Below are 12,105 nucleotides of genomic sequence, written 5' to 3' on the forward strand. Positions count from 1 at the left end.
TGCAGATGCATGATGCCAGCATGAGCCTCTCCGGCGCGTCCTCGAACGGGGACCGTCTCCACTGGGCGGACGGAAGCGACAATCGTTTGAACATCGTCATCGTCGACGATCAGACCTCCGCGCGCACGATGCTGCGGCATGTCATCGAGGACATCGCCCCGGAACTGACCGTGCGCGACTTCGGCGACTCGCAGGCCGCGCTGGCCTGGTGCGAGGCCGGCAAGGTCGACCTGTTGCTGCTCGACTACCGCATGCCGGGCATGGACGGGCTGGAGTTCGCGCGGCGCCTGCGCCGGCTGCCCAAGCACCGCGACATCCCGATCATCCTGATCACCGTGGTCGGCGACGAACCGATCCGCCAGGCGGCGCTGGAAGCGGGGGTGATCGACTTCCTGGTCAAGCCGATCCGCCCGCGCGAGCTGCGCGCGCGTTGCCACAACCTGCTGCAGCTGCGGCTGCAGAGCGAGAACATCAAGCAGCGCGCGATGTCGCTGGAGCAGCGCCTGCTGGCCAGCATGCGCGAGGTCGAGGAACGCGAGCGCGAGACCCTGTCGCGGCTGGCGCGGGCCATCGAGTACCGCGACGTCGGCACCAGCGCCTACCTGGAACGCATGGCCCACGTGGCCGGGCTGATCGCCGAGCAACTGGGCCTGTCCGAGGACGAGGTGCGGGTCATCGAGATGGCCGCGAGCCTGCACGACATGGGCAAGATCGCCATTCCCGACGCGGTGCTGCTCAAGCCGGGCAAGCTCAACGAGGACGAGATGGCGGTGATGCGCATGCACCCGCGCATCGGCTACGAACTGCTCAGCGGCAGCCAGAACCGCTTCATCCAGGTCGGCGCGCTGATCGCCCTGCGCCACCATGAGCGCTACGACGGCAGCGGCTACCCGGACGGCCTGGTCGGCGAGGCGATCCCGCTGGAAGCGCGGATCGTGGCGGTCGCCGACGTGTTCGACGCGCTGATTTCGCCGCGCCCCTACAAGGAAGCCTGGACCATGGATGCGACGCTGGCCTATCTCTACGCCCAACGTGGCCGCCTGTTCGACCCGCGCTGCGTGGACGCGCTGTTCCGCGGCCGCGAGCAGCTGCAGGTGATCTGCGAGAAATTCTCCACCGCCTCGGCGCGACCAGGAGTCTGACATGACCTCGGCGATCACGTGGGTGCGGCAACGGTTCGCGGAGCGCAAGGATACCGAGCACGGCCAGGCGTTCGTCCGCATCTGCATGGTCGCGCTGATCCTGGCGTACGAACTGTCGTTTTCGCACGGTTGGGACATCGCCCCGCGGCAGCGCGCCTATGTCATCGGCCTGACCCTGATCTCGCAGGCCGTGGCTCTGGCCTTGATGAGCTGGATCCTGGCCCGGCCGCAGCGCTCGGACGTGCGCCGGATCATCGGCATGGTCGCCGACTACGGACTCATGTCAATGGCGATGAGTGCGATCGGCGAACCGATGGCCTGCATCTACGTGGTCATCATGTGGGTCACCATCGGCAACGGCCTGCGCTACGGGAACCGTTATCTGTACCTGGCCGTGGCCATGGCGGTGGCCAGTTTCAGCATCACGCTGATGACCAGCGACTACTGGATCGCCAATCGCGGCCTGGGCATCGGCTTGCTGGTCGGTCTCGCCGCCATTCCGCTATACCTGTCCGGGCTGTTGCGACAATTGACCAGTACCACCGCCGAGGCGCGCCGCGCCAGCGAGGCCAAGAGTCGCTTCCTGGCCAACATGAGCCATGAGTTCCGCACTCCGTTGAATGGGCTGTCGGGGATGACCGAGGTGCTGGCGACCACGCGGCTGGACGCCGAGCAGCGCGAGTGCGTCAATACCATCCAGGCTTCCGCGCGCAGCCTGCTGTCGCTGGTCGAGGAAGTGCTGGATATCTCCGCGATCGAGGCCGGCAAGCTCCGGCTCGACAAGCGCGATTTCTCGCTGCGCGAAACCCTGGAGGGGATCAGCCTGATCCTGCAGCCGCAGGCACGGGCCAAGCGCCTGGCCTACCAGGTGGATGTCGCGCCGGACGTGCCGGACTATCTTTCCGGCGATCCGGGTCATCTGCGCCAGGTGCTGCTGAACCTGGCCGGCAACGCGATCAAGTTCACCGAGACCGGCCGGGTCGATATCCGGGTTCGCCTGCACAAGAACGAGCAGGGACAGCCGAAACGCCTGAGTTTCGACATCGTCGATACCGGGATCGGGGTGACGCCGGAGATGCGGCCGCGCCTGTTCGAGGCGTTCGAACAGGCCGACGTCGGCCTCGCGCGCCGCTACGAAGGCAGTGGCCTGGGCACCACGATCGCCAAGGGCCTGGTCGAAGCGATGGGGGGCAGTATCGGCTATCAGGAGAACGCACCGCGCGGCAGCCATTTTTGGTTCGAACTGCCGTTCGTGGCCGCGGCGGTACCGGCGTCGACGGACCTCGGGGCGCCGGCGGCCAGCGTGCCGGCGGTCGCCGAGGAGATCGATACCAGCGGCAACGTCATCGCGTTCTCCGATCCGTTCCTGCGCCACCGCGCGCGGGTGCGCGGCATGCGTATCCTGGTCGCCGACGACCACGCCGCCAATCGCATGGTGCTGCAGCGCATGCTGCAGAAGGCCGGCCATCGCGCCATTTGCGTGGACGGCGCCGAGGCGGTGCTGGATGCATTGGCCGAAAGCGAATTCGATGCGGTGATCGTCGACCTGCACATGCCCGGCATGAGCGGGCTGGACATGTTGCGGCAATTGCGGGTGATGCAGGCCGGCGGGCCGCGCACCCCCGTCGTGGTGCTCAGCGCCGACGTCACTCCCGAGTCGATCCAGCGCTGCGAGCAAGCCGGTGCCCGGACGTTTCTGGCCAAGCCGGTGGTGGCCAATCGCCTGCTGGACACGCTCTCCGACATCGCGATGGAGGGGCGCTTGCGCGTCGGCAGCGAGACGAGCACCGTGCGGCAGAGCGCGGTGTCGAGCGAGGGCGTGCTGGATTCGTCGGTCCTGGACGAACTCGCCGGGCTTGGCATGGGCGACGGCTTCGAGCGCGAATTCATCTCGCAATGCCTCAACGATGCCGAGGGCTGCCTTGGCGGCATGCAGATCGCCGGTGAGGCCGAGCATTGGGAACGCCTGCGCGAACACGCGCATGCGATCAAGGGTGTTGCCAGCAATCTCGGGCTGATCCGGCTCGCCAGTCTCGGTGGGGAACTGATGCAGATGCCGGAATGGCAGGTGCGCAGCGAGTGGCGTCCGCGCTTGATGGCGCTCAACGCCAGCCTGACCGAAGGCCGCGAAGCCCTGGAACTGCGCGCCCGGCAGAGCGCCGTACAGGACGGCGAACTGCGCTGAGGAAAGCCCGGCGCTGGGCCGGGTCATCCCTCATTGCCGGCAGCATGCCGCGCTCAGGCGGCGACCACGCCGGCTTGGGCGCGCCGGACCTGGGCGCGTACCAGCCGATCCATGATCCGCAGCGACTTTTCGCCAAGGGCCAGCGCCGCATCTACCCAGATCTCCGTCACCGCCAGCAGCTCTTCGCGGCGCACCGGCTGCACCACGTTGCGCATCGCGTTCATCGCCAGATGCGCCAGGGGCGCGCGCCGCTGTTGCTGGATCAGATCGTGCACCGCGTCCTTGCCCTGGCCCTTGGGGACCAGCACGTCGACGATGCCCATGGCATGCATCTCCTGGCTGCTGAAGACATGGCCTCCCAGGATGAGCTTCTCCGCGGCATGCGGCGCGATGCGACGGCTGAGGAACGAATACGCGCCCATGCCGGGAAACAGGCCGAACATGATTTCCGGCAGGCCCATGCCGACATCCTCTTCGGCCACGATCACATGGCACGACAACGCCATTTCCAGTCCACCGCCGAGCGCATCACCCTGCAACAGGGCGATGGTGCGGAAATTGCCGCCGAGCCCTTCGTGAAAACGGTGTACGCCATCGATGCAGCTTGTCGCGTAGGCCATCAGGCCGGCGCGATCGCGGCGGCGGATGTAATGGCCGAACAGTTCCAGATCCCCGCCAAGGTTGAACGCGCTGCCATCGGACGCCAGCACCAAACTGCCCAATCTCGCCGACGCCAGGCTGCCAGGCTGGCTGATCGAGGCGAGGTAGCTGTGCATCTCGCGCATCAAGGTGGGATGGAAGCAGGGCCGCTGCTTCGCGGCGCTGCCTGCATGCATGTACAGCCAATGGCTATCGTCGTCGCCGTCCGCATCGATGCGGATGCTGGAGTAGGCGCGGGTACGGGGCAGCGTGTCGATCGTGCTCATGGCGGGCTCTCGGAAAGACGCCCGCGGAGATGGCGTGGCGCAGCGGGCGAGTGCGTTTCCACCCGGCGGATGCTACACCCGGGTGCCGCGGCCGGAACTCGCCCCGCCAGCGCCTGCATGGGCGCCGCGTGGGCGCCCGTCGGACCTGCTTATTGCGGCGGCGGCGCGTCGCGCAGTTCGCGCCGCAGGATCTTGCCGACGTTGGTCTTGGGCAGCTCCTTGCGGAACTCGACGATGCGCGGGTGCTTGTAGCCGGTGAGGTTGGCGCGGGCGTGCGCCTTCACCTCGTCGGCGGTCAGGTTGGGGTCCTTCTTCACGATAACCACCTTGACCGCCTCGCCGGATTTTTCGTCCGGCACGCCGACCGCGGCCACTTCCAGCACGCCGGGCATCATCGCGATGACGTCCTCGACCTCGTTCGGATACACGTTGAAGCCGGACACCAGGATCATGTCCTTCTTGCGGTCCACGATGTAGAAGAAGCCCTGCGGATCCATCCGCGCCATGTCGCCGGTGTGCAGCCAGCCGTCGGCATCGATGGCGCTGGCGGTTTCCTCCGGACGGCGCCAGTAGCCCTTCATCACCTGCGGCCCGCGGATGCACAGCTCGCCGACCTCGCCATGGGCGAGGATCTGGCCCTGGTCGTCCTTGACGCAGGCGTCGGTGGAGGGGATCGGCAGGCCGATCGCGCCGTTGTATTCGGTCAGGGTCAGCGGGTTGATGCAGGCCGCAGGCGAGGTCTCGGTGAGGCCGTAGGCTTCGACCAGGGTGACCCCGGTGACCTGCTTCCAGCGCTCGGCCACCGCGCGTTGCACCGCCATGCCGCCGCCGAGGGTGAACTTCAGCGAGGAGAAATCCACCTTGTCGAAGCCGGGGGTGTTGAGCAGGCCGTTGAACAGGGTGTTGACGCCGGTGAAGGCGGTGAAGCGGGTCTTCTGCAGCTCCTTGACGAAGCCCGGCATGTCGCGCGGATTGCTGATCAGGTGGTTGAGCCCGCCGAGCTTCATGAAGACCAGCCCGTTCGCGGTCAGCGCGAAGATGTGGTACAGCGGCAGCGCGGTGATGATGACTTCCTTGCCTTCCTCCAGCTTGCCGGTCGCCGAGATCCAGGCGCCGGCCTGCAGCATGTTGGCGACCAAGTTGCGGTGGGTCAGCATGGCGCCCTTGGCCACGCCGGTGGTGCCGCCGGTGTACTGCAGGAAGGCGATGTCGTCCGGTTCGATGTCGATCTGAGGCAGCGTGTGCAGGCGGCCCAGGGTCAGCGCGTCGCGGAAGCGGATTGCGTTGGGGATGTCGTAGTCCGGCACCAGCTTCTTGACGTACTTCAGCACGAAGTTGACCAGCGGGCCCTTGGGGAAGCCCAGCATGTCGCCCAGGCCGGTGGTGATGACCTGCTTGACGGGGGTATCGGCGAGCACGTCCTGCACGGTGGTGCCGAAGTTGTCGATCACCACCAGGGCGCTGGCGCCGGAGTCGATCAGCTGGTGGCGCAGTTCGCGCGGGGTGTACAGCGGATTGACGTTGACCACGGTCATGCCGGCCAGCAGCACGCCGAAGGTGGCGATGGGGTACTGCAGGCAGTTGGGCATCATCAGGGCGACGCGGTCGCCTTTCTTGAGCTGCAGTTCGCCCAGCAGGTAGCCGGCGAATTGCCGGGCCAGTTCGCCCGCCTCGCGGTAGGTCAGGGTCTTGCCGAAGTTGCAGTAGGCGGGGCGGTCTCCGAACTTGGCCACGGAGCTTTCGAACACCGAGGCGACGGAGCGGTACTCGTCGACATTGATGTCGGCGCCAACGCCGGCCGGATAACTCTGCAACCACGGACGATCCAGACTCATATTCCCCCTCCAGGAAACGTATTGTTGGGCTCTGTACGGACAGTATCCGCTAGAACCGGCAACGGCAGCATACCGTTCCGTAGGGAAAAGGCGAACAGGGGTGGGGTGGTGGTGGCTGCGGACCGTTGATTTTCCTGGCGTGGCGCGCTGCAGGCTGAGCGTTTGGAACGCTCCGATAAGTGCTGGCACCGTGGAATTGCAACGCAAAGCTTTCGCCTGGCGGCGAGTCACTTTTCTTTGCTTGTGCAAAGAAAAGTAACCAAAAGAAAGCACACCCTGCCTACGCGCCCTCCGCGCTGCGCGCTCCGGGTCCGCGTCCATCCCGGGGATCCGCGGAAGGGGCATCCTGCCCCTGCCGCGGACGGCGCACGTCCATGTGCGCCGCCCCTTCGGGGTTTTTCCCCGGGCTGGCCGCCGCTTCGGAAGGGAACCCGGAAGAGCAGGAGCAAACCCAACAGCAAGAGCAAATGCAGAGCAACGGCAACAGCAACAGCGGCTGTTAGGTCGCTGATCATCATTGGAACATGGTCACTTCGCCGTCGGCGTTGCTAGATGCAAGGTGTCCGCGCTTGGACCGTTTCTTCGTCGTTGGAAGCCGAAGGTGGATTGGTGTGCGGCCAACGGATGCGGTGCGTACTGCCGCAGGCCACCGTGCCCGCAGAGCGGCGCGCTTACGAATCAGTGGTTCGCGCGTTTGCGAAGCGCCCCCGCGCGCTAGGCGCTGGGGGCGGGGACTGGCGCCGGAAACCCGTGCAGGTATCAGCGCGCAGCCAATTGCCGCAGCACGTACTGCAGCAGGCCGCCGTGGTGGGCGAGCCGGCACGCTTGCGAACCATTGGTTCGCGTGCGGGCGCAGCGCCCCCGCGCTGGCGCGGGGGCCGGGCTTCCGCTGTTGGAAACCGCCGGGTCGATCAGCGCGCGGCCAACTGCCGCAGCACGTACTGCAGCAGGCCGCCGTGGCGGAAGTACTCCACTTCCTTCGGGGTCAGCAGCATCACTGCCACCTCGAAGGACTGCGCACTGCCGTCGGCCTTGGTGGCGACGACCTTGGCGCGCTTGCTGGCGCCGTCCTGCAGGCCGGTGATCTCGAACACTTCCGAGCCGTCCAGGCCCAGGCTGTGCGCGTTCTGGCCATCGAGGAACTGCAGCGGCAGCACGCCCATGCCGACCAGGTTGGAGCGGTGGATGCGTTCGAAGCTTTCGGCGATCACCGCCTTGACCCCGAGCAGGTTGGTGCCCTTGGCCGCCCAGTCGCGCGAGGAGCCGGTGCCGTATTCCTTGCCGCCGATCACCACCAGCGGCACGCCGTCGGCCTTGTACTTCATCGCCGCGTCGTAGATCGCCAGCTTTTCCGGCTGGCCGCCACCGGGCGGGTGGTACAGGGTGTTGCCGCCTTCCTCGCCGCCGAACATCAGGTTCTTGATGCGGATGTTGGCGAAGGTGCCGCGGACCATGACGTCGTCGTTGCCGCGGCGGCTGCCGTAGCTGTTGAAGTCGGCCGGTTGCACGCCGCGTTCCTGCAGGAAGCGGCCCGCCGGCGAGTCCTTCTTGATGTTGCCGGCCGGGGAGATGTGGTCGGTGGTGATCGAATCGCCGAACAGGCCCAGCACGCGCGCGCCATGCACGTCCTCGATGCGGCCGACCTGCATGGTCATGCCGTCGAAGTAGGGCGGGTTCTTGATGTAGGTGGAGGCGCCGTCCCAGGCGTACAGCTCGCCGTCGGGCGAGGCGATGGTGTTCCAACGGCTGTCGCCCTTGAACACGTCGGCGTAGTTCTGCTTGAACATTTCCGGGCCGACCGTGGCGGCGATGGTGTCGCCGATCTCCTTGTTGCTCGGCCAGATGTCGCGCAGGTACACCGGCTGGCCGTCGCTGCCGGTGCCCAGCGGCTCGCGGGTCAGGTCGATGTCGGTGGTGCCGGCGATGGCGTAGGCGACCACCAGCGGCGGCGACGCCAGGTAGTTCATCTTCACTTCCGGATGCACGCGGCCTTCGAAGTTGCGGTTGCCCGACAGCACCGAGGCCACCACCAGGTCGTCCTGCGCGATCGCCGCGGACACGTCCTCCGGCAGCGGGCCGGAGTTGCCGATGCAGGTGGTGCAGCCGTAGCCGACCACGTAGAAACCGAGTTGTTCCAGGTCGCCCATCACCCCGGCCTTCTTCAGGTAGTCGGTGACCACCAGCGAGCCCGGCCCGAGCGAGGTCTTGACCCAGGGCTGCGCCTTCAGGCCCTTGGCCACGGCGTTGCGCGCGAGCAGGCCGGCGCCGAGCATGACCGCCGGGTTGGAGGTGTTGGTGCAGGAGGTGATCGCCGCGATCACCACCGCGCCGTCGCGCAGGCGCCAGCCGGCGCCGCTGGCCTCGGCGTCCTGCGCGTGCGCCGCCTGGGCGCCGACCGCGGTGCCGCCGCCGCCTTCGTTCTTGAGCCGGTCTTCCTGCGTGGCGTCGCTGCGGCGCTTGGCGCGCGCGTCGGCGAACGGCACCAGGCTGTCGCGGAAGTTGCGCTGCATGTCTTCCAGCAGCACCCGGTCCTGCGGGCGCTTGGGGCCTGCCAGCGACGGCTTGACGTCGCCCATGTCCAGTTCCAGCGTCGCGCTGTAGCTGGCATGCGCGCTGTCGGCGTCGTGCCACAGGCCCTGCGCCTTGGCGTAGGCCTCGACTAGCGCGATCTGCTCTTCGCTGCGGCCGGACAGGCGCAGGTAGGTCAGCGATTCGGCGTCGATCGGGAAGATGCCGCAGGTGGCGCCGTACTCCGGCGCCATGTTGCCGATGGTGGCGCGGTCGGCCAGCGGCAGGTGCTGCAGGCCGTCGCCGAAGAACTCGACGAACTTGCCGACCACGCCGTGCTTGCGCAGCATCTGCGTCACCGTCAGCACCAGGTCGGTGGCGGTGGCCCCTTCGGGCAGCTTGCCGGTGAGCTTGAAGCCCACCACCTGCGGGATCAGCATCGACGAAGGCTGGCCGAGCATCGCCGCTTCCGCCTCGATGCCGCCCACGCCCCAGCCGAGCACGCCGATGCCGTTGATCATGGTGGTGTGGCTGTCGGTGCCGAACACAGTATCCGGATAGGCCAGCGCCTCGCCGTCGCGCTCGCCAGTCATCACCACCCGCGCCAGGTGCTCGAGGTTGACCTGGTGCACGATGCCGGTGTTCGGCGGCACCACCTTGAAGTTGTCGAAGGCCTTCTGGCCCCAGCGCAGGAAGCCGTAGCGCTCCTTGTTGCGCTGGAATTCGATCTTGCCGTTGAGGTCCAGCGCGTCGGGTTTGCCGAACACGTCCACCTGCACCGAATGGTCGATCACCAGTTCCGAGGGGATCAGCGGGTTGATCTGTTCCGGGCGCCCGCCGAGCTTGACCACCGCATCGCGCATCGCCGCCAGGTCGACCACGCAGGGCACGCCGGTGAAGTCCTGCAGCACCACGCGCGCCGGCATGAACGCGATCTCGGTGTCCGGTTCGGCGGTCGGCTGCCATTGCGCCACCGCTTCGATGTGCTCCTTGCCGACGGTCGCGCCGCCATCTTCGTGGCGCAGCAGATTCTCCAGCAGGATCTTCAGCGAGTAGGGCAGGCGCGAGATGTCGAAGCGCTGGCCGAGCTTGGGCAGGCTGAAATAACCGTAGGTCTTGCCGCCGACGTGCAGCTGGCTGCGGGTGGAGAACGAGTCGTTCATGCGGGGGAACTCCTGATTGCGGGTGGCTTGCACTGGCCCGCGTCGCGAGCCTGCTTGCGTGTGCCGGACCGTTGCGTCGCCGGCGCTGCGTCGCGTGGCGGCGCGGCCGGAAGGCGCGGCGGCCCAAGGCGTCGGGCGGAAGCTTACACGTTCAGATGTAGCGCCCGTGTCACGGTTTGCCGCGCCATTGGCTCATCAGCATCTGCAGGAAACGTTCGGCGCTGGGCGAGAGCAGCGCGCTGCGCCGGCGCACGATGCCGATGGTGCGCGAGACCACCGGATTGCCGATCGGCCGGGTCACCAGGATCGGGTGCTCGCCGTCGGGCGTGGCCATTTTCGGCAACACCGACACGCCGATGCCGGCCTCGACCATGCCCAGCGAGGTAGACAGGTGGGTCACTTCGTAGTGCCAGCTCAGCTTCAGGTTTTCGCGGGCCAGCGCGCCGTCGAGCAGGGTGCGATTGCCGCTGGTGCGGTGCACGGTGATCAACTGGTGCTGGGCGAGATCGGCCCATTCGATCCGGCGTTTCTTGGCCAACGGATGGTCGCGGCGGCAGGCCAGCACGAAGGGATCTTCGGCAAGCACGTCGAAATCCAGGTTGGGATCGTTGGCGCCCATGAAGTTGATGCCGAACTCGACCTCGCCGCGTTCCACCGCCTGCAGGCCCTCGGTGGCGGGAATGTCGAGGATGCGGAAGCGCACGTGTGGATGCGCCTCGCGGAAGCGCGCCATCACGCTGGGCAGGAAGTAAAACGCGGCGGTCGGCAGGCAGGCGATGGTGACGGTGGCGCCGCGCGCATCGTCATGGCCGCGCACCGAGAACAGCGAGCCGTCGAACTCCTCGATCATGCGCCGCACCAGCGGCAGCAGGTTCTCGCCGATCGCGGTGGTGGCGACGCTGCGGGTGGTCCGCTCCAGCAGCGGCGATCCCACGGCCTGCTCGAGTTTCTGGATGCGCCGGCTCAATGCCGGTTGCGACATGTGCAGCGCCTCGGCCGCGCGATGGAAGCTGCGCGTCTCGGCCACCAGCAGGAAGGCCCGCAGGTCGAGGATTTCGCAATTGATGCTCATGGGTAATCAATCATCGAAAAATTAGCAATTCACAGATCAATGGGGTCATGCCAGTATCGAATCAGACGAAGATATTCATCTTCATGGCGCATCAATCTACACCATGTCCAACGATCTGCTCGGCATTCCCTGCGTGCTCATGCGCGGCGGCACCTCCAAGGGGCCGTTCTTCTTCGCGCCGGACCTGCCGGCCGATCCGGCCCGGCGCGACCGCCTGCTGCTGGAGGTGATGGGCGCCGGTCATCCGCTGCAGATCGACGGCATCGGCGGCGGCAACGCGCTGACCAGCAAGGTCGCCATCGTCGACCGCTCCAGCCGCGCCGACGCCGACGTGGACTATCTGTTCGCGCAGGTGCGGGTCGAGCAGCAGGTGGTGGACACCTCGCCCAACTGCGGCAACATGCTGGCGGCGGTGGCGCCGTACGCGATCGAGCGCGGCCTGGTGCAGGCGCAGCATCCGCGCACCCAGGTGCGCATCCACAACGTCAACACCGGCAAGCTGATCGTGGCCACGGTGGAAACCCCGCATGGCCGGGTGGTGTACCGTGGCGACACGCGCATCGCCGGGGCGCCCGGCGCGGCGGCGCCGATCTGGCTCTCGTTCCTGGACGCGGCCGGCGCGCGCACCGGCAAGCTGTTGCCGAGCGGGCAGGCGCAGGACACCATCGACGGCGTCGCGACGAGTCTGGTGGATTGCGCCATGCCGATGATGTTGCTGCGCGCCGCCGATCTCGGCGTGCGCGGCGATGCCTCGCCTGCCGAGTTGAACGCCGATGCCGCGCTGCTGGCGCGGCTGGAGGCGCTGCGGATCGAGGCCGGCGCGCGCATGGGCATCGCCGATGCCGGCAGCAAGGTGATTCCCAAGCCGGTGTTGCTGTCGGCCCCGCAGCACGGTGGCGACCTGCAGGTGCGCTATTTCATGCCGCAGCAGTGCCACACCGCGTTGGCCATCACCGGCGCGGTCGGCATCGCTACCGCGGCGGCTACGCCGGGCACCCTGGCCAACGCCTTCGTCGGCGATGCGGCGCTGCCGCGCCACATCGTCCTGGAACATCCGAGCGGCGCCCTGGAGGTGGGATTGAGCCGCACCGCGGCCGATGCGCCGATCGTCGCCAGCGTGGTGCGCACCGCCCGCCGGCTGTTCGAGGGGCGGGTCTTCGCGACGTCGCCCCTGTCCACCGAGGCCCGCCAATGGATCTCCGCGGCATGACATGACCTGAACCGGCCGGGCGCCTGCATGCACGCAGGCCTCCGCGACCGCCAACGCACACGCT

Annotated in this window: 7 protein-coding genes; 3 read left to right on the plus strand and 4 right to left on the minus strand. The window is 67.3% G+C overall.

All coding sequences use genetic code 11. The annotated features are described in order from the left end of the window. Window positions 1–5: 5 nt before the first annotated feature. Both PIQ37_RS05245 and PIQ37_RS05250 read left to right on the plus strand, forming a co-directional pair. Window positions 6–1,142, plus strand: coding sequence for a response regulator (locus PIQ37_RS05245; protein ID WP_043086876.1), 1,137 nt, complete (start codon window positions 6–8; stop codon window positions 1,140–1,142). Window position 1,143: 1 nt separating this feature from the next. Further along, window positions 1,144–3,327 carry an ATP-binding protein gene (locus tag PIQ37_RS05250; protein WP_342072657.1) on the plus strand — a complete coding sequence of 728 codons (2,184 nt, stop codon included), beginning with the start codon at window positions 1,144–1,146 and terminating at the stop codon, window positions 3,325–3,327. Window positions 3,328–3,380: 53 nt separating this feature from the next. Here the strand turns inward: PIQ37_RS05250 and PIQ37_RS05255 are convergent, their stop codons facing one another. The 4 genes from PIQ37_RS05255 to PIQ37_RS05270 form a co-directional block, all read right to left on the minus strand. Further along, window positions 3,381–4,253 (minus strand): crotonase/enoyl-CoA hydratase family protein, encoded by an 873-nt coding sequence (locus PIQ37_RS05255; RefSeq protein ID WP_267084377.1) that lies wholly within the window; start codon window positions 4,251–4,253, stop codon window positions 3,381–3,383. A 149-nt stretch (window positions 4,254–4,402) separates the two neighbouring features. Next, a complete protein-coding gene (locus PIQ37_RS05260) occupies window positions 4,403–6,088 on the minus strand; it encodes a long-chain fatty acid--CoA ligase (RefSeq protein WP_342072658.1) in 1,686 nt (561 codons plus the stop codon). A 911-nt stretch (window positions 6,089–6,999) separates the two neighbouring features. Then, complete coding sequence (gene acnA / locus PIQ37_RS05265) at window positions 7,000–9,759, minus strand: aconitate hydratase AcnA (RefSeq protein ID WP_342072659.1); 2,760 nt, start codon at window positions 9,757–9,759, stop codon at window positions 7,000–7,002. 169 nt (window positions 9,760–9,928) lie between these two features. Continuing rightward, complete coding sequence (locus tag PIQ37_RS05270; RefSeq protein ID WP_254458099.1) at window positions 9,929–10,831, minus strand: LysR family transcriptional regulator; 903 nt, start codon at window positions 10,829–10,831, stop codon at window positions 9,929–9,931. Window positions 10,832–10,934: 103 nt separating this feature from the next. Here PIQ37_RS05270 and PIQ37_RS05275 point away from each other — a divergent pair, with 103 nt between their 5' ends. Continuing rightward, on the plus strand, window positions 10,935–12,041 hold the full coding sequence (locus PIQ37_RS05275) for a 4-oxalomesaconate tautomerase (protein ID WP_342072660.1): 1,107 nt from the start codon (window positions 10,935–10,937) through the stop codon (window positions 12,039–12,041). Window positions 12,042–12,105: the final 64 nt, after the last annotated feature.

The organism is Xanthomonas protegens (genome assembly GCF_038442435.1).
GTDB lineage: Bacteria > Pseudomonadota > Gammaproteobacteria > Xanthomonadales > Xanthomonadaceae > Xanthomonas_A > Xanthomonas_A sontii.

Coding starts and splice junctions, on each gene's coding strand:
- PIQ37_RS05245 (WP_043086876.1), top strand. CDS start 6: ATGCATGATGCCAGCATGAGCCTCTCCGGCGCGTCCTCGAACGGGGAC.
- PIQ37_RS05250 (WP_342072657.1), top strand. CDS start 1,144: ATGACCTCGGCGATCACGTGGGTGCGGCAACGGTTCGCGGAGCGCAAG.
- PIQ37_RS05255 (WP_267084377.1), bottom strand. CDS start 4,253: ATGAGCACGATCGACACGCTGCCCCGTACCCGCGCCTACTCCAGCATC.
- PIQ37_RS05260 (WP_342072658.1), bottom strand. CDS start 6,088: ATGAGTCTGGATCGTCCGTGGTTGCAGAGTTATCCGGCCGGCGTTGGC.
- acnA (WP_342072659.1), bottom strand. CDS start 9,759: ATGAACGACTCGTTCTCCACCCGCAGCCAGCTGCACGTCGGCGGCAAG.
- PIQ37_RS05270 (WP_254458099.1), bottom strand. CDS start 10,831: ATGAGCATCAATTGCGAAATCCTCGACCTGCGGGCCTTCCTGCTGGTG.
- PIQ37_RS05275 (WP_342072660.1), top strand. CDS start 10,935: ATGTCCAACGATCTGCTCGGCATTCCCTGCGTGCTCATGCGCGGCGGC.